Genomic DNA, 16,995 nt, shown 5'->3' on the forward strand with positions numbered 1-16,995 from the left:
ATTACTCGTTCAAGTGTATATTCTAGTCAGCCAATAAGCCGTTCTTGCGCAGCAAGTCTTGCAGCTTTGGTCGGTCAAAGCCAAGCACTAGTTCCCCGTTAATGTCGGTGACTGGCACGCCTTGGAAATTGCCACCGTTTTTATTTAGCAATTCTTCCTTAGCGCTAGGATCGGCCTCGATATCCTTAGAAACAAAATCAATACCCAACTTTTTCAGCCATTCCATTTCCGTGTGGCAAAACGCACACCAGCTGGTGCTATATACAACAACTTTTGTGTCTTGGTGGTTGTTTGTCGTGTCTTCGCTCATATACTCCCCTGTTTAATAACAATCTCAATTATAGCATATTGGCTACGCTTATTAAGAATTCTTAGAAGTCAGGTGCCAGCCTTTGCACCATTCGCAGCGATATACGTCAATGGATAAATTTGAGTTGACTAGTTCTTGGGTGTCCGCGGCTTGGCGTGCTTTTACTTCTGTCGAGAAGTGTCGCTTTTTCTGACAATTAGCCAGACCAGTAATTGACATCAATGATGTTTTCTGTGATTTTTGACTATTTTTTGGATAATTTCGCCGAGGCATCTTGCAAAATAGTATAACAGATTGATATAGTGATAAGTAATCATGAAGGAAACTGATACTTCTGCTAGTAAAACAGACGACTTTAATGCGGCAACGCTTTTGACTAAGACGATGATTGGTACGACGTGGCGGATGTTTTTGCCGACAGTTGGTTTAACTTTGTTGGGATTGTGGCTGGATGATAGAACTGGACTAAGGCCTAAGTTGACGCTTATGGGGATTGTCATTGGCGTGATTGTTGCGGCTGTTCTGGTGTTTTTGCAAATTGCTAAGATTAAGCGACAGGAGTCGAATAAATGATTAATTACATAGCAAGTGCTGGTCCGCACATTTCGGTAAAAGTTGACGAAGTTTTTAATATAGCTGGCGTATCAATAACTAATTCTCATCTGGTTGGGATCTTAGGTTTGGTGGCGCTAGTATGGCTAATGTTCCGCACGCGAGTAGCAGTTTTAGGGAAAAAGAAGCATAATTTTGCAACCATGTTGGCCCAGTGGACTTTTGATGGACTATATAATACTGTTCATCAGGTTATTCCTGACGAGAAGTGGGCGCGTAAAGTAGCGCCGTTATGTATTACCCTGTTCTTCTTTATTGTCGCACAGTACTGGCTGGGACTTTTGCCGATTGTTGGTCCAATTACCATCGGCGAGCATCACACTCCCCTGTTCCGTGGCGGCGTAGCGGATCTTAATATGACATTTGGATTAGCAATTGTGACAATTGTCGCCGCACAAGTTTATGCCTTTAAATACTTAGGTTTTAAGGGGAATATGGGACGATATTTTGTTAATCCACTGCGCGACCCAATTATGGCGTTCGTTGGTATTTTGGAGTTGGTGGCAGAGTTTTCGCGAATGCTAGGTCTGAGTTTTCGCTTGTTTGGTAACGTTTTGGCTGGCGAAATTCTATTGGCTATCATTGCTTATATGACGCAATTTATGTCACCAGCTGCACTGCAGCCTTTCTATTTCTTCGAGTTATTTATCGGCGGCATTCAGGCATACATTTTCTTTATGTTGTCAACGGTGTTTATTTCCCTGGGGCTGGCTCACCACGATTCACACGAGCCACTTGATGATGTTCACTCCTCTGTTGAAGCTAAGAAATTAGTGACGGCAGAAAGTGATTAAATTAGTTAACAATTAATTAAAGGAGAATATTAAAAATGGAAGCATTATCATTTGCACTTACCTACGCAATCCCAGCTGCATTTGCGGCAATCGGCGCTGCAATCGTTGGCGCAGCTGCTATGAACGCCGCTGGTCGCAACCCAGAAAAAATCAACGACCTACGCACAATGATGATTTTGGGTATCTCTTTCATCGACGCGATTGCTATTATTGGTTTCGTCGCAGCAATCGTCGGCAAAGTTATGTAGTTTTCGGAGTAAATTGTGGAGAGAATATTAACACAATTTGCCAATTCTGGCGCGTCAGAGAAGGCTGATTTGCTGAGCTCGCTAGGGATTGATTGGACATTGCTAGCACTTCAGACAGTAGCGTTTCTGATTCTGCTTTTCGTGCTGCGTAAGTTTGTCTATCCGCCAATGATGGAGATGCTTGTTAAGCGCGAGAAAGACCTTAAGGCTGCGGACGCGGCGGCGAAATCAGCCAAAGAAAATGCTGATAGAGCCGAAGAGATGACTGCCGAGATGGTGCGAAAAGCCCGAGTTGAAGCTAGTAATATCGTAGCATCAGCTCGAGAAGAAGCAGCCGAGGTTGTTGAGGAAGCGGCTAAAAAAGCCACCGCCAAGTCGGAGGCCTTGATTAAAGAAGCTCATAATACAATTGCCCAGGAAGTTAAAAACGCTAAGAAAGAATTGCATAATTCAACTCTGGAATTGGTAGCTGAGGCGGCTGGCAAAGTCTTAAACGAGAAGATTAATTCTAAAAAGGATGCAAAGCTAATCTCGACCGCGCTAGAGGAGGCTGAATAGATGCGATTGGTGTCCAGGCGAAAGTTGGCAAAATACGCAGCTGAGCAGATTATGGCTGGCAATGATACGATTATGGAAGAAATTGCTAGTTTGTTGGTTCATGAAAAACGCCAGCGAGAGATTGAGTTGTTAGTGAGGGATGTCGAAGCAGAATTGGCTGAGCATGGTGAAATCGTGGCGTCAGTTGAAAGCGCAAGGAAGCTTGATGTTGATACAAAGCGAGAGATAGAAAAATATCTGATGTCTGCAGTGAGCGCCAATAATAATAAGTCGAAGGTGACGCTGAAGGAATCAATTGACCCAACGCTAATTGGTGGCTTCAAGCTACGAACGCCAACCGCAACGCTGGACGCGACGATTGCCAAGAAATTAAACGACTTGCGGGCGAAGAAAATCTAGGAGGAAAAATGAGCAAGATTGATGTGACAGAACTAGCCAAAAGCCTGCGGGAAAAAATCGCGCAGCTGGAGGCGACGGAAGGACTAGAGGACGCTGGTGTGGTCATCCGCGTCGGTGACGGCGTGGCATGGGTGCACGGCCTCAGTAAAGCTGGCTACAGCGAAGTGCTAGAAATTGAAACTGATGGCGGCACAGTGGAAGCCTTTGCGCTGAACTTGATGGAAGATGAAATCGGTGCGGTGATCCTCGGCGGCGAAGAAAAAGTCAAGGCTGGCGCCAGCGTTCGCCGCAAGGGTGCGGTGCTGGACGTGCCGGTTGGCGAGGAACTGCTCGGCCGCGTGGTTGACCCGCTCGGTCGGCCGCTCGATGGCGGACCAGCTATCAAGACGAAGCAGCGTGGGCTGATTGAACGGCCAGCCATCGGCGTGATGGGCCGCAAATCGGTGCATGAACCATTGATGACCGGTATCATGTCAATTGACGCCATGTTCCCAATCGGTCGCGGGCAGCGTGAGTTGATCATCGGTGATCGCCAGACCGGAAAGACCGCTATTGCCATCGACACCATGATCAACCAGGCACGGCAAAAGACCGGCGTAGTCAACGTTTACGTAGCGATTGGACAGAAATTATCAAAGATTGCCAGGTTGGTTGACCGCCTGAAAGAAGAAGGCGTGATGGAGCAAACCATCGTGGTGGCGACTAGTCCGTCGGACGCGGCTTCCCTGTTGTACCTGGCGCCATATGCTGGTACGGCCATGGGTGAATATTTCCGCGACAACGGTGGCCACGCGCTGATGATTTATGACGATTTGACCAAGCACGCCGTGGCTTACCGCCAGATGTCGCTCTTGCTCCGTCGTCCACCGGGACGAGAGGCGTATCCTGGTGATGTCTTCTACTTGCACTCTCGTCTGCTGGAGCGTTCAGCTAAGTTGTCGGACGAATTGGGCGCCGGTTCACTGACTGCCCTGCCGATCATCGAGACACAGGCTGGCGATATTTCGGCGTACATCCCGACCAACGTGATTTCCATCACCGACGGCCAGATTTTCCTGGAAACTGACTTGTTCTACCAAGGTATTCGCCCGGCGATTTCTGCCGGTCTATCAGTTTCCCGCGTAGGTGGTGCTGCCCAGACCAAGGCGGTTAAATCAGTTGGTGGTAACTTGAAGCTCGGCCTTTCACAGTTCCGTGAATTGGCATCGTTTGCTCAATTTGGCTCGGACCTGGATGATGCGACCAAGGCACAAATTGACCGTGGTCAACGTTTGACTGAGCTGCTCAAGCAGCCGCAGTACCAGCCGATGAGTGTCTGGGAACAATTTGTCAGTATCCATGCGGTGACCAGCGGTGCGTTTGACAGTGTGCCAGTCGCCAAGATCAAGGAAGCACAGGACACTCTGTTGACACAGCTTTGGAAGAATAACAAAGACGCAATGCGTGAACTAAACAAGGGTGACAAGCCGACTGACGAACAACTGAAGCTGATTGATGAGGCAACGCAGGCAGTGGCGAAAGGATTTGAGGAGTAATTCATGCCGAGTACTCGTGCGCTGAAAAATCGCATTCGCTCGGTGGATTCGACCAAGCAGATCACCAAGGCGATGCAATTGGTGGCGGCCAGCAAAATGCGCCGTTCGCAAGAGGCGGACAAGGCCTCGGCTCCTTACACTATGGCGGCCGAGGAGCTGCTGAGTTACTTGGCTAGTCAAGGTGCGACTGATAATCATCTGCTGTTCAAGCGCCGCAAAATTACCAAGCGCTTGATTATCGTCATCGCTAGTGATAAAGGCCTGGCTGGTGCATATAACACTAATGTCTTGAAGAAATATCTAGAGCTACTGAAGCGTGATGATGAGCGCGGTATTGAGAATCTGACCCTGACAATTGGACGTCGGGCTTCACAGTTTGCCTCGCGCTTGAAGGATACGAAGATTATCGGTAACTATGATGATTTACCAGATCAGCCGTCAGGGCTAACTTTTCACACCATTTTAAACACCGCGACTAGCATGTTTGAGAATGGCGAAGTTGACGCAGTAACACTGGTGTACACGCGATTTGTCAATAGTATGGTGCAGACGGCAGAGTTATCGCGCTTGTTGCCAGCTGGTACGAAGACGCTGATCGATCCGAGTGAAGTTTCTAACACAGTTTCTGATGCCAAGTATGAGCCGAGCATTCCAGAAGTGCTGGACGCCGTGGCGAATCGTTTAACGGGTGCGAGGTTATTGCAGGCGCTGCTGGACGCTCGTGCTTCAGAACACTCCATGCGGATGATGGCGATGAAAAATGCCACCGATAACGCTTCTGATTTGGTGGATGATCTAACCTTGGCGATGAACAAAGCTCGCCAAGGTGCGATCACTCAGGAGTTGGCAGAAATTTCCGGTGGCGTGGAGGCGATGGAACAATGATAAAGGAGAACAAGATGGCAAAAGATTTAGGAAAAATTATTCAAATCGTTGGCGTGGTGGTCGATGTGGAGTTTCCACGTGACGTTAAATTGCCGGCGATTTATGACGCGTTGCATGTTAAAAATGGCAAAGAGACGTTGGTTTTAGAAGTGGCGCAGCACCTCGACGAGCACACGGTGCGAACGATTGCCCTGTCGTCGACTGATGGCTTGGCTCGCGGTGCGGACGTGGTGGCGACTGGTGCACCGATTTCTGTGCCAGTGGGTGCTGAGACCCAGGGGCGCATGTTTAACGTGGTTGGTGAAGCGATTGACGAGAAACCGCAGCCAAAGGGCAAAACTGCACCAATTCACCGCCCTGCTCCAGAGCTTTCCGAGCAGTCGAACAAGACGGAGATTTTGGAAACTGGAATTAAAGTTGTTGACCTGATCGCACCACTGGCCAAGGGTGGTAAAGCGGGTCTGTTCGCCGGTGCTGGTGTCGGTAAAACCGTCTTGATCACCGAGCTGATCAACAATATCGCCAAGTTCCACTCTGGTAACTCGGTCTTTGCCGGTGTTGGTGAGCGTACTCGCGAAGGCAATGACTTGTACTACGAAATGGAAGATGCCGGCGTGCTGGACAAGACCTCGCTGGTGTTTGGTCAGATGAACGAGCCACCTGGAGCGCGTTTGCGCGTGGCATTATCAGGTCTGGCGATGGCTGAAGCCTTCCGTGACGAAGGTAAGGACGTGCTGCTGTTTATCGACAATATTTACCGCTACACCCAGGCTGGTGCTGAGGTATCAGCGTTGCTCGGTCGTTTGCCAAGTGCTGTGGGTTATCAGCCGAACTTGCAGCAAGAGATGGGTGCGCTGCAGGAGCGCATCACCTCGACGAAAAAGGGTTCGATCACCTCTGTTCAGGCGGTGTATGTGCCAGCTGACGACTTGACCGACCCAGCGCCAGCGACGACCTTCGCTCACCTGGACGCTACCATCGTGATGAACCGTGCTTTGACGGAAATTGGTATCTACCCGGCTGTCGATGTGCTGGATTCCAGCTCTAACTCGCTTGATCCAGAGATTGTTGGCGAGGAGCATTACCGCGTGGCACGCGAAGTTCAGCGAGTATTGCAGCAGTACAAAGAATTGCAGGATATCATCGCCATCCTCGGTATGGAAGAATTGTCGGACGACCAGAAGCAAATCGTCGCTCGGGCGCGTCGCATCCAGCGTTTCCTAGCCCAGCCATTCCACGTGGCTGAGAAGTTTACTGGTAACCCTGGCGTGTACGTCAAGTTGGAAGACACCATTCGCGACGCTGCCGACATCTTGGCTGGTAAATACGATGACAAGCCAGAAAACTGGTTCTACATGGTGCAAGGCACATTGAGCGACCAAGTAGCTCGTGACGCCGCCGAGCAATCCAAGCCAGCTGCCGACAAAAAATCCGCCGCCAAGTCAAGCGAAAAGAAAGCCAAATAGCCATGAAATTGTCATTGGTTACACTTGTTGGCACGAAGGTTGACGAAGAGGTTTATTCGCTGTCAATTCCAACCATTGACGGCGAAATATCCGTCTTCCCTAGTCATGAGCCGCTAGTGACGATTGCGCGGGACGGCGTCATTACTGTGCGCCGCCATAAAGAAGATCTGGATAGCCAATTAGAGTATTTCGCGATCTCCGGCGGCGTGGTGAAAATTGATTATTCATCGGTGCAAATCCTAGTGGACGAGGCTGACCATGGCGACGATATCATCGAGGCGGAAACGCAGGCGGCACTAGAGCGCGCCATCAAAGCCCGCGACGAAGCCGGCGACCAAGTCGAGCGCGAGAAAGCCAAACAGATCATCGACCGGCACATGGTAAGGTTGAAGGTGGCGGATCTTCATCGGCGCAAGCGACGGCGCTAGGATTGAAAGTACAATAATAAGACCTCCCGCCATCATGAGGTCTTATTTTGTAATTATGATTGCAATCTCTTGATATGGCGTCTACGATCTAGTAATCGGATAGAAATGATTTTATAGAACCCATTCCTTTCCTGTATAGCAAGGATCCTTCTTGTTCTGAGACAATTTCACAAAGAGGCCGTACGAAGAATTCTCTAAATTGGTAGCCCGTAATCCCTTGTCTTACGAGGTCTCTATAATAAATCTCCATAGTTCTGTAAACCACGTCACCTTCATCCAGACTTCGAACTGATCTTTGGTCATCTATTACTAGTGTGTCTTTGTGGCTACGTATATGTTTAGGGTCAAATGTTGCACATATTAATCCGTAAGCGCCCAGAATTTTGGTTATTTCTAGCAATCCGCTAAGACATTCTTTTGCTTTTTCGTCGTCTGCTTTTCTGCCACGTGTAATATCAAATTTATCATAATAACTAGCACTATCGGGTGCGGGACTCCAAACAACAATACTAGAACCCAGTACTCCTAGTGCTTTAATGACGCGCACTCGAGATTGTTCTGAATTAAGTTTTGTTACCTCTTGTGATCTCTCTCTTATCTTGTCTAGTTCATAAGGGTTAAGGTAAGGATCAGAAGAGAAGTCGACTGCTAACTGGTCACCGTTTGGCAATATTAGGATTCCAGGTGTTTTTGACTCGTCGTCTTTTATCGTTTGTGTGTCATTGCTGATTACTATTCTTGATTCTGGAGTTAATTCTTCAGGTGTTTTATGAAATAAAGTTATAGTATTATCCGTAGGAAGTTCTTCATAGTCGTTGCTCTCTGGCAGGTATATCGCTTCAGTAGGTAAATCTAACATGTATCATTTTATACCATAGTAACTATATATCTTCAAGTATCTGGCGAACTTCGTCTGTATTTGTGGTATGCATCAACTGTTCACGCAGTTCTTTGGCGCCGTCAAAGTCGCGGATGTAGATTTTGAAGAAGCGTTTGAGGGTTTCATAGGGGCGGCTGAGGGTTGGTTGGTAGCGGTCAAAGAGGTCGAGGTGGTAGTGTAGTAAGGCGATTAGTTCAGATTTGTGATGAATAGTTGAACCATCCTCTGCCTCGGAGTACTCTTTACGGGTGGCTTCGCCAGCCCGTGGCGTTCGGCTGACGGGGCTTGACGTGTCCACCGCAGCCCCCAATTTAGCGTACGTGTTGCCCATCTCTCGGGTATCGTCATAAAATAATCCGGGACCCGCTAAAGCCAGCCCAGATTTTTTCTGAGATACCGCTCGAGATGCTCGAAAACAAAACGGATCGCTAAATACTCCCCGCCCGATCATGATGCCGTTGAGGCCTGGGTGGGCTGCAAATAGTTCTTCGCCGTGGGCACGGTCGCGGATGTCGCCGTTGATGGTTAGTAGCGTCTGTGGGGCGATTTCATCACGCAGTTTAATGATATCGTCGATGAGCTCGTAATGCGCCGGGACTTTACTCATCTCCTTTTTGGTGCGCAGGTGGATGGTCAAATTAACTATGCCTTGCTGCAAAATAGTTGTCAGCCACTCTCGCCATTCGTCAACATACGTATAGCCTAACCTAGTTTTGACGCTGACTGGTAACCCGGCAGTTTTAGCGGCGGCGATGGCGGCAACTGCTATGTCGGGCTGGCGGATCAGTGCTGCGCCACCTGATTTGATGGCGGATTTGGCGGGACATCCCATATTGATATCAATTCCGTTAAAACCAAGTTCCGCGCAGTGCTTCGCGAAAGCTTCCATGTCCCCTGGCTCACCACCCCAGATTTGGGCGATCAGCGGATGTTCGTCGTCTGTTTTAATCAACCGTCCAGCGATAGCCTTATCGCCAGCATGCACCCAGCCGGTGGCATTGGCAAACTCGGTGAAGAACACGTCGGGTGCGCCTGCCTGTTTCACGACATGACGAAACACCACGTCAGTGACGGCTTCCATGGGCGCCAAGATGAAAAATGGCTGCGGTAAATCATTCCAAAATGATGTCATCTCTGTTATTTTATCACAAAAAGGAGAAAACCCCATCTCGTCATTGAGATGGGGTGTGGCGGGCTCAAGCGGTTCTGCTCGGAATCGTCCTCTGCGTTGAGGATGACTCTACGAGTGAATCTCGCGAACCCGAAAGTTGGAAAACATCAATACTTCCACGTGCCGGCTCACGTTGCTAGGCGTCGTTGTCTAGCGGGGAAATATTGATGAACCTGAACGCCGCTAGGCGCTTTCGGCGTTGTGTCCCAGGTTTTTCGATTGCCGGATGGCGGACATGGAGGGAGTCGAACCCCCTATCCAGCCTCTATCTAGAGATAGAGGGGTTTCCGATTTACATGTCCCTTGATTCTTTCCCGGATTACCGGCTGGGGAATCAGACCCAGGGGCAGGCTTAAGCCTTTTTGCCGCAGTTCGGGCAATGGAATTTCCATGACTTAAGCTTCGAGGGGTCCACGTAGAAAACGCTTCCACATTTACTACAGGTTTTCATTGTAGTGTACAGACCCGTGGGGGTGTTCTTTCCATAATATTTGAACACCGTCTCACCTCTTTCCTGAAAGAAAAGAGCCGACCTCCCAACTGTGCTCCTAGAGAGCACAACTTAGAAAAGTCAGCTCCACTAACAAAGCGTTTATTATAATAACACTAACTATAAAAAAATGCAACAATATACTAGAATATTTTTATATCTCCCCTGTCAGAAGGTCGTTTTCAAATTGTAGCATCCCCTTATAATCCGCCGAATAGCCAGAAACGTCTGGCAGATCTAGGGTGGTGATTTTTCGCCAAATAATCTCAATCAGTTGCGTAAATTCAGACAATTCTTCTCTGGAGAATGTGTCTTCCAAGCTAAGAATATCGCCGGTCTTCATGTCTGGCTCGACAAATTGTAGTCGCCCGCCAGTAAACGTGAAATTGCTATAATCGCGTGAATGCTCGACCAGCAGCTGATAGAACATCAACTGCTGACGATATTTATGAAGTTTGATTTTCTCGTAATCAGCCGAGCCTTTCCAAGAATGAGATGGTTTACCAGTTTTATAATCTGTTACAAATATAGTTTTATTCTGTTTATCAATGTCGACGACATCAAGTTTACCAGTTAATTTGGCTTCCCCTATAATTACGCCTTGATTAGAAAAGTCCAATTCCGCCAAATCCGTGTCATGAAAATCAGAGGCCTTGGTGTTTAAGAATGTGGTCAAAGCCGACTTCCCTTTATCCAAGTACAATTGAAAATCATCCGCAGGTAAGTGTTGGTCCTCTAGCGACTTTTGGAAAAACTGGAGGATTTGTTCAGTGCTTGGCAATTGGTGATCTGTGCTTAATAGATAATGTGCTTGTTGAAGACTGTTGTGAATCGCGGTTCCGTAAGATGCGGCGGAATTTTTGGCGGCTGGGAAATGCAGCAAATTGTTCAATAAGAAATTCTGTGGCCCGCCGCGCGAAACATCGAGGAAATTATTAAGATGCGTTACCGAGAGTTTGTAGGTTTCTAGGTTTGGAGCTAGTAAGTCTTTTAGCTCTGGAATAATCGGTGAAGTCAAGCGTTCCGACCAACTGGTCTTGGCAATTTCAATCTGTTCTGTTGGATTTTCGATGGCGGGAATAATAGTTGGCGTGTGATTAGTGAGGAAGCTGGCAATTATTGTGTCGCTGCCAGAATCGTTGGTCTGCGAGTAAGTCATCGTCAAGGTGTTTTTGGCGCGGGTCATCGCCACGAAGAACAGACGAAGTCGCTCGTCGTAGGTTGCTCCAGCTGGCTGAAGTTGGAGATTTGCGGGATAGCGGATTAGTCGACTGCGCGTACGAACCTTCTCTCCCCAAGCGCTGTCAATTGCCCCGACAACAAAGACGTGTGGGAATTCTAGCCCTTTGGACTTGTGGGCGGTCATTAGGTTAATGGCACCGCGGATTGAACTGGCGTACGGTCGGATTTGTGTTAGGCGGGTTTTGGTTGATATGTGAAGATCTATAAACTCCAGAAAATCTTCCAAGGTTGGATTTTTATCGGTAATTCGGTCACGGAGTTTTTGGCGTAGAGTGCGCAGACTCTCTAAGGTCGTTAAATATGTATCGGGGTTTTTCTCTAGCTTGTCTGGTGAAAAATAAAAGTTGGCGATAGAACTCGTCGAGGTATTGTAATCTTTATTGTCAACGGTTAATCCTAATAGATTATCCAACTGCTCTTCTAGTGGTAGATTTGGTACGTCCTTGGCACGGTCCAGTAGCCACTCGCCAAATTCCTTAAATGTGCTATTTGCCAGCATACTTTCCAGCCACAATTGTCTATTTTTATAAGCGTGAAGGCTTAATTTCCAGATGTCTGACGTTGAAAAACCGAATGCTGGATGAGCGATAATCTCTGGAAGGAGGCTATTGGCTAGGCTTAAATCATTTTGGTGAATTGCCACGATGACTCGCGCTAGCTTATCTAAAATCTGGATAATGTCTTGTTCTAAAATGTCGTCGTGTCGCTCGTAATTAACCGCGATATTTTCTCTATAAAGATACGGAAGTATCTCGATTAATTCTTTGTGATGGCGCGCAATGATCGTGATGTTTTCTGGTTTTTCGCCGCTTTTTATTAGCTCGGCAATTTGCTTAGCCACTCCCGCTCGCTCTTCGCTGGCAGAAGAAAATTCTTGGATTTCAACACGCGATCCTTGGCTGTCTGCGTGCGCTGTCAACTGCTTAGACAGTCCGTCAATGGTATTTTCTAGTCGATCTGAACCTTGGGTGATTACTTGTCGCGCTGACGTTAAAATATTTTCAGCCGAGCGATAGTTATCCGTTAGAACGATGATTTTTGGATTGTGATAATGTTGGCGGAAACGCTGGATATTACCTACGTCCGCACCCTGGAAGCTGAAAATCGCTTGATCATCATCACCGACGGCCATGATATTTGGATTGTCGTCGTTGTCGCTGGTTAAATTGAATAGCAATCGAAGCTGTGCTAAGTTGGTGTCCTGGAATTCATCGACCATGATGAATTGGAATTGCTCTTGGAGATTTGCACGCAATTCTGGGTGAGATTCGCAGGCTTGAATAACGGATAAAATCATGTCGTCGTAGTCAAATAACGAGCGCTCGGATAAAATATTTACGTATTTTTCGTAAACGTCGATTACGGCGGATAATTTTTCTGCGGCTGCCGAGTCTTTCAGGACAAATTCGCCATTGGCATTTTTTTCGCACCATTTATTTTTCCAAGCAGTCAGCGGCTTGGTGGAGTTGGTGTCAATTGCCTCCTGAGCAGCATGCGCGACGCTAAGCGCTAAGACGTTGGCGTACGGAGTGACGGAAGATGGTAAATTAGAATTTTCTTTTTCGGGATTTTTATCAATTGACTCGGCGATTCTTTCAGCCATTGGCGCAAATAATTCTATGGTTTTTTTAGATATTTTGGTGGCAAAAATCTGCTGAATGTCTGGCGCAATTTCATCTATAATGCGCTGATTATCCGCAATAATTGTCTTTAGTTCTGCTGGAGTTAAGCCGCTTTGCTTGAATTCGGAAATAACTCGAATTAGTTCTTTGATATAAACAAATTCCCCGCTATTTTTCACAGTTAATGGATTTCGCCAATCAAGATTTTCAAGAATTCCAGAGATAATTTGGTACTGTGTTAACTCGTCAACAGGCTGGGCGTCGGCGCCACGGAAAAAATATTCTCGATGTTGATTGATAATTTCTGTGCCAAAGCTATGAAATGTATGGATGGCAATTTTATATGCATCCTCGCCAATAATCTGACGAAGGCGTTGGCGCATGTTGGTGGCGCCACTTTCAGTAAAGGTCAAACATAAAATACTATTCGGTAAAGTATCGGTCTTCTTAAGTATTTGAGCGGTACGCATGCTTAGCAGCTCGGTTTTGCCTGTTCCTGGTCCAGCAATCACCAGAAGTGAGCCGTGGATATAATCAACAGCTTGGCGCTGATTATCATTTAACTTTGCGTAGCGAGTATTGAAATCCATAGTTTTATTTTACCATGTTGACTAGTTTTAATAGGGTGTGTAATATTAGGGTATCGTGCTAGTTCCTTGCGCGTTTCAGTTAGCTAAGGGACGCACAGTACCTTAGCGATTTCTATCCTGGAAGGAGAATCATGAGCAAGAGGATTATTTCCGTACTTGCCATCGTCATGCTCACCGCTGGGTCGCTATTCGTGACTCAGAGTAGCGCCAAGGCATATCCTGGCAACTGCTATTCGGAAGTGACGCCTGATCTCAGAGGGCACGCTAGCTGTCATTCCGGCACGGGGTATTACCGTGTTAGTGTCAGTTGCGCAGCAGTCTGGACGTTTGGATATGCCTTTGGGGTGTATAGCCCCTGGGTTGCCGTAGGGTCCAGGAATGACGAAGCCTGGGTATCGTGTCCTCCTGGAGCGTGGCTATGGAAGCCTGCTGGACAGGCTCACTATTACGCGTTCCTCGAGAGGAGAAATCCCTGAGATGAGCCTCAGAGTCGCTCTTTGGAGCGACTCTGAGGCTAAGATTTATAATATTTTTTAAGGAGGGCGTAAATGAAAAACTTAAAAAAGATAAGATTTAGTCATATATATATGTTTGTGCTGACGATTGCGTTGATTTTTCTGAGTTATCAAGTCTACTGGCTGAACGAAAAAGGATATCGAAGATCAGTCCAGTCTTCCATCGATTATCTTGAAAACGCCCAAAGCATTAAGCGACTTGAGTTTTGTGTTAATCATGCCATTAAAGATTGTACTGAAGAAAATGTCGCTGCCTGGAATGAAAAACATCCAGAAGACGCGTTTAAGGGTAAAAGCCACTTGGATATTTCCCGTCAAGCAGTTGAATCGGTCAGACAAGTTGGTTATTAGATTTCACATCTTTGCCATCTCGCGCACCTCATAAAAAAATGGTAAAATATTATCTATGAATAAGGCGACGTACGACGAGCTGGCGCTGGAGCGAATTGCTAAGGAAAAATTTGGTTTTCCAATTGATGTTCAATCGATAATTTTGTGGCACGCTGATGTTAGTCGCACTGCTAAGGCGTCGGTTTTTTTGACGAATAAAAAGCAGCTGATGATGTACCTGGAAGCGACCTCGCCGTTAATCTTATCTGATGTTAAAAAGATAATTTCACGAATGGGTATGCGAGCGGAGCTATTTTTACCGCCGAAGGGGCAGCCGCGATATTTTACGGATATTGGTAAGCAAAAATTTCGTGAGGTTTTTCCTGGGCGCAAGCATGTAACTGATGAAGATTTGCACTTTTATAAAACTTTGGCGCCATATAATCCTGCTCTGGTGCTTATTTCTGAAGTAAAAAATGGTGAAATATATCAATTTGATTCTGATGCATATGGCAATTGGAGGGTGGGTGCACGCTTCCGCTACAGAAGGATACAGACAAGCTAATGCGTGACTATCTGGATATTATTAAACGAAATTTGCTTTCTCCTATTGTCGTGGTTGTTTTTTTGCTTGCTGGTGCGCTGGTGTATGTGCGTGAGTATCGCGATGCTTGGTTTATTTCTGTGGTGATTGTCGTAAACTCGACAATTGGTATTGTCCAAGAACTTAGAGCTAAGCGAGTTTTGCGTCAATTAGAGCTGATGAGCGCACCGAAGGCTCGATTGTTGAGAGATGGAAACGTAGTTGAAGTGGACTATGATGATCTGAAGATTGACGATGAAATTCTTATTCAGGCCGGTGATGAGCTGCCGGCTGATGCGAAAGTTATTGAGTCAAAAGGCCTGGAATTGAATGAGAGTATGTTGACCGGAGAGTCGGCTTCGATTGAAAAGAAGAATGGCGATGTTGTATTGGCGGCGACAACTGTTTTGGCTGGTGAAGGTATGGCGCGAGTAATTGCTGTTGGCGACGACACGAAGGCTGGCGCTATTAGCCAAGTTCTGAAGCACTATAAGCCAGAATTAACACCTCTACAGCTAGCGATTTGGCGAGCAATATATTTCTTGACATATGGCGCAATTATCTTATCTCTGTTAATTGCTATAGTCTATTATTTCTCCGGTGATAATGTAGTTATTATTTTAAAGACAATTACTTCAGCGGCGGTTACGGTTGTGCCAGAGGGTTTGTTATTGGCAAGCTCATTACTGCTGGCGTTTGGCTCATTACGGCTAGCTCAAGCAAAAGTCTTGCCACAGAAGTTGTCGGCAATTGAAGCGATGGCGCTGCTGAATTTGCTGGCGGTGGATAAGACTGGCACTCTGACCAGCGATGAAGTGTCGCTGGAAAAGGTAGCGTCGTTTGGAGATGATTTTTCGAGCTCGGATGTGGCTAGCTTTGCGGCTTTGATTGCCCATGAAACTAGTGGCGGGAATATTACTGGCCGTGCTATTCTAGCAGAAGCTACCCCGCCAAAGGATACGGAAATAGTTGATGTTATGGCGTTTTCGTCTGCGCGTAAAATGGCGGGCGTGAGAGCTAGGGTCAACGGTACGGTGCGAACCTTAATAATGGGTGCGCCGGAGTTTGTGTCGAAGTTGGCGCCTATTGATAAGGAGACTCGAAAGAAATTGAATGATTGGGCGGATAAAGGTCTGCGCGTATTGATGATGGCGGAATTTGCGGACGAAAAAACCAAAATAAAAGATTTAAAAGAGGGCTCTGGTATGGCTATTGGCGCGGTTATTTTACGTAATTCCCTGCGTCATGGTGTAGTTGAGACGGTAGATTTTTTGCAGCGCCAAGGTGTAACTATCCGAGTAATTTCTGGTGACAATCCGCGCACGGTTCAATATATCGCACGTGAAGCTGGCATTAAGCATCCAGAAAAAGTGATTTTAGGGGCTGATTTGGCGAAGCTAAGTGATAACGAATTTAATGAAGCCGCTGACACTTATACAATTTTTGCCCGTGTTCTACCCGATCAGAAAGAGCGTTTGATTGCCAGGTTTCAACAATCAGGCAAATTTACTGGCATGGTCGGCGATGGTGTTAATGACGCGCTGGCTCTGAAAAAGGCAGACCTCGGCGTGGCTATGTACGCTGGCGCCCCAGCCTCACGGCGGGTTTCTGATATTATTTTGCTTAACAATTCCTTCACTTCTCTACCTATGGGAATGAAGCTGGGCAATCAAATTATGCAGGCGATTGAAGTAATTGCTATCCTCTTTTTCCATAAAATTATTTACGGCGTGACACTTCTTCTTACGACAATTCTGATCAATATGAACTATCCGTATTCACCGCGACATATTACGTTTATGAATATTTTTCTGGTGACTATGCCGACGCTTATGTGGACGCTTTTTCCTCCCATGCCGAAACATCGCATAAATCCTAAGCGTTTTTGGCGTGATACATTGCTGGCGGTATTGCCGATTGCACTACTAACTGGCTTAACGGTAGCCTTTACCTATTGGATTATGTCCGTAGTCTTCCCTGGTCACGCCGCTGAAGTTGCAACTATGACGGTGTTGACGGCAACGTTCTTTGGTGTATATTTGGTATTTTTGGTTGGAATTATGCTGGATGTCACTATCGATAAAGCCGCCAAGCGCGCCCGACTATTATACTTATTGTCGGTGGTTGTTGTGGCGGCAGGTAGCTTCGGCTTTGGTTTCTTGAGAGATTTCTTCGACTTTACGGTGCCTAATTTATTTATCATGTGGCCAGCGATTGGCGTGATTATTCTCGCGACGCTGACTCAACTATTTATCGCTCGACGTGTCGGACGAAGAATTTCCACTTCTGTCGGGTAAACTATTTAATATAGCTTCTAGAGCCAAGTCTCTGACTGTC

At 46.9% G+C, this 16,995-nt stretch carries 17 protein-coding genes and 1 tRNA gene; 12 read left to right on the forward strand and 6 right to left on the reverse strand.

Annotated features, from left to right (window positions below; all coding sequences use genetic code 11):
• Positions 1–22 precede the first annotated feature (22 nt).
• Together TM7x_RS01400 and TM7x_RS01405 are read right to left on the reverse strand one after the other, a co-directional pair.
• On the reverse strand, positions 23–310 hold the full coding sequence (locus tag TM7x_RS01400; protein ID WP_039327189.1) for a glutaredoxin family protein: 288 nt from the start codon (positions 308–310) through the stop codon (positions 23–25).
• Positions 311–361: 51 nt separating this feature from the next.
• Positions 362–583 carry a hypothetical protein gene (locus TM7x_RS01405; RefSeq protein ID WP_039327192.1) on the reverse strand — a complete coding sequence of 74 codons (222 nt, stop codon included), beginning with the start codon at positions 581–583 and terminating at the stop codon, positions 362–364.
• Positions 584–625: 42 nt separating this feature from the next.
• Between TM7x_RS01405 and TM7x_RS01410 the strand changes: the two genes are divergently transcribed.
• The 9 genes from TM7x_RS01410 to atpC are packed head-to-tail and all read left to right on the forward strand — an operon-like array spanning position 626 to position 7,235.
• The gene (locus TM7x_RS01410; protein ID WP_039327194.1) at positions 626–883 is read left to right on the forward strand and encodes an AtpZ/AtpI family protein; all 258 of its coding nucleotides are present in this window, start codon (positions 626–628) and stop codon (positions 881–883) included.
• A complete protein-coding gene (atpB, locus tag TM7x_RS01415; protein WP_052198804.1) occupies positions 880–1,716 on the forward strand; it encodes a F0F1 ATP synthase subunit A in 837 nt (278 codons plus the stop codon). Before TM7x_RS01410 ends, atpB begins: the two co-directional genes overlap by 4 nt.
• Before the next feature lie 35 nt (positions 1,717–1,751).
• A complete protein-coding gene (locus TM7x_RS01420) occupies positions 1,752–1,964 on the forward strand; it encodes a H+-transporting ATPase (RefSeq protein WP_039327198.1) in 213 nt (70 codons plus the stop codon).
• 15 nt (positions 1,965–1,979) lie between these two features.
• Positions 1,980–2,522: a F0F1 ATP synthase subunit B gene (gene atpF, locus TM7x_RS01425; protein ID WP_039327200.1), complete on the forward strand. Its 543-nt coding sequence runs from the start codon at positions 1,980–1,982 to the stop codon at positions 2,520–2,522.
• Positions 2,523–2,921: a F0F1 ATP synthase subunit delta gene (locus TM7x_RS01430; protein ID WP_039327203.1), complete on the forward strand. Its 399-nt coding sequence runs from the start codon at positions 2,523–2,525 to the stop codon at positions 2,919–2,921.
• Positions 2,922–2,929: 8 nt separating this feature from the next.
• Positions 2,930–4,456, forward strand: a complete 1,527-nt coding sequence (atpA, locus tag TM7x_RS01435) for a F0F1 ATP synthase subunit alpha (RefSeq protein WP_039327206.1) — start codon at positions 2,930–2,932, stop codon at positions 4,454–4,456.
• Positions 4,457–4,459: 3 nt separating this feature from the next.
• Complete coding sequence (gene atpG / locus TM7x_RS01440) at positions 4,460–5,341, forward strand: ATP synthase F1 subunit gamma (protein WP_039327209.1); 882 nt, start codon at positions 4,460–4,462, stop codon at positions 5,339–5,341.
• Between the two features lie 14 nt (positions 5,342–5,355).
• Positions 5,356–6,807, forward strand: coding sequence for a F0F1 ATP synthase subunit beta (gene atpD / locus TM7x_RS01445; RefSeq protein WP_052198805.1), 1,452 nt, complete (start codon positions 5,356–5,358; stop codon positions 6,805–6,807).
• 2 nt (positions 6,808–6,809) lie between these two features.
• Positions 6,810–7,235, forward strand: coding sequence for an ATP synthase F1 subunit epsilon (atpC, locus tag TM7x_RS01450; RefSeq protein ID WP_039327212.1), 426 nt, complete (start codon positions 6,810–6,812; stop codon positions 7,233–7,235).
• An 88-nt stretch (positions 7,236–7,323) separates the two neighbouring features.
• On the opposite strand, the gene TM7x_RS01455 is transcribed toward atpC, so the two are convergent.
• From TM7x_RS01455 to TM7x_RS01465, 4 genes are all read right to left on the reverse strand, one after another.
• Entirely contained in the window at positions 7,324–8,094 is a 771-nt protein-coding gene (locus tag TM7x_RS01455) for a hypothetical protein (protein ID WP_039327215.1), read from the reverse strand.
• A gap of 22 nt (positions 8,095–8,116) precedes the next feature.
• Complete coding sequence (locus TM7x_RS04175; protein ID WP_039327218.1) at positions 8,117–9,247, reverse strand: tRNA dihydrouridine synthase; 1,131 nt, start codon at positions 9,245–9,247, stop codon at positions 8,117–8,119.
• 266 nt (positions 9,248–9,513) lie between these two features.
• Positions 9,514–9,588 (reverse strand) — tRNA-OTHER (locus TM7x_RS04040).
• Positions 9,589–9,930: 342 nt separating this feature from the next.
• Complete coding sequence (locus TM7x_RS01465; RefSeq protein ID WP_039327221.1) at positions 9,931–13,230, reverse strand: ATP-dependent helicase; 3,300 nt, start codon at positions 13,228–13,230, stop codon at positions 9,931–9,933.
• 548 nt (positions 13,231–13,778) lie between these two features.
• On the opposite strand from TM7x_RS01465, the gene TM7x_RS01470 reads away from it, so the two are divergent.
• The 3 genes from TM7x_RS01470 to TM7x_RS01480 are packed head-to-tail and all read left to right on the forward strand — an operon-like array spanning position 13,779 to position 16,955.
• Complete coding sequence (locus TM7x_RS01470; RefSeq protein WP_039327225.1) at positions 13,779–14,096, forward strand: hypothetical protein; 318 nt, start codon at positions 13,779–13,781, stop codon at positions 14,094–14,096.
• Positions 14,097–14,151: 55 nt separating this feature from the next.
• The gene (locus tag TM7x_RS01475; protein ID WP_039327227.1) at positions 14,152–14,640 is read left to right on the forward strand and encodes a hypothetical protein; all 489 of its coding nucleotides are present in this window, start codon (positions 14,152–14,154) and stop codon (positions 14,638–14,640) included.
• A complete protein-coding gene (locus TM7x_RS01480) occupies positions 14,640–16,955 on the forward strand; it encodes an HAD-IC family P-type ATPase (protein WP_039327229.1) in 2,316 nt (771 codons plus the stop codon). The genes TM7x_RS01475 and TM7x_RS01480 overlap by 1 nt, the downstream gene beginning before the upstream one ends.
• The last annotated feature ends 40 nt before the right edge of the window (positions 16,956–16,995 follow it).

This window comes from Candidatus Nanosynbacter lyticus, assembly GCF_000803625.1.
Lineage (GTDB): Bacteria > Patescibacteriota > Saccharimonadia > Saccharimonadales > Saccharimonadaceae > Nanosynbacter > Nanosynbacter lyticus.

Excerpts from the sequence above, each read along its gene's own strand:
- TM7x_RS01475 (WP_039327227.1), top strand. The coding sequence starts at position 14,152 with ATGAATAAGGCGACGTACGACGAGCTGGCGCTGGAGCGAATTGCTAAG.
- atpC (WP_039327212.1), top strand. The coding sequence starts at position 6,810 with ATGAAATTGTCATTGGTTACACTTGTTGGCACGAAGGTTGACGAAGAG.
- atpG (WP_039327209.1), top strand. The coding sequence starts at position 4,460 with ATGCCGAGTACTCGTGCGCTGAAAAATCGCATTCGCTCGGTGGATTCG.
- TM7x_RS01480 (WP_039327229.1), top strand. The coding sequence starts at position 14,640 with ATGCGTGACTATCTGGATATTATTAAACGAAATTTGCTTTCTCCTATT.
- TM7x_RS01420 (WP_039327198.1), top strand. The coding sequence starts at position 1,752 with ATGGAAGCATTATCATTTGCACTTACCTACGCAATCCCAGCTGCATTT.
- TM7x_RS01470 (WP_039327225.1), top strand. The coding sequence starts at position 13,779 with ATGAAAAACTTAAAAAAGATAAGATTTAGTCATATATATATGTTTGTG.
- TM7x_RS01465 (WP_039327221.1), bottom strand. The coding sequence starts at position 13,230 with ATGGATTTCAATACTCGCTACGCAAAGTTAAATGATAATCAGCGCCAA.
- TM7x_RS01455 (WP_039327215.1), bottom strand. The coding sequence starts at position 8,094 with ATGTTAGATTTACCTACTGAAGCGATATACCTGCCAGAGAGCAACGAC.
- TM7x_RS01405 (WP_039327192.1), bottom strand. The coding sequence starts at position 583 with ATGCCTCGGCGAAATTATCCAAAAAATAGTCAAAAATCACAGAAAACA.
- TM7x_RS01400 (WP_039327189.1), bottom strand. The coding sequence starts at position 310 with ATGAGCGAAGACACGACAAACAACCACCAAGACACAAAAGTTGTTGTA.
- atpB (WP_052198804.1), top strand. The coding sequence starts at position 880 with ATGATTAATTACATAGCAAGTGCTGGTCCGCACATTTCGGTAAAAGTT.
- atpD (WP_052198805.1), top strand. The coding sequence starts at position 5,356 with ATGGCAAAAGATTTAGGAAAAATTATTCAAATCGTTGGCGTGGTGGTC.
- atpA (WP_039327206.1), top strand. The coding sequence starts at position 2,930 with ATGAGCAAGATTGATGTGACAGAACTAGCCAAAAGCCTGCGGGAAAAA.
- TM7x_RS01430 (WP_039327203.1), top strand. The coding sequence starts at position 2,523 with ATGCGATTGGTGTCCAGGCGAAAGTTGGCAAAATACGCAGCTGAGCAG.
- TM7x_RS04175 (WP_039327218.1), bottom strand. The coding sequence starts at position 9,247 with ATGACATCATTTTGGAATGATTTACCGCAGCCATTTTTCATCTTGGCG.
- TM7x_RS01410 (WP_039327194.1), top strand. The coding sequence starts at position 626 with ATGAAGGAAACTGATACTTCTGCTAGTAAAACAGACGACTTTAATGCG.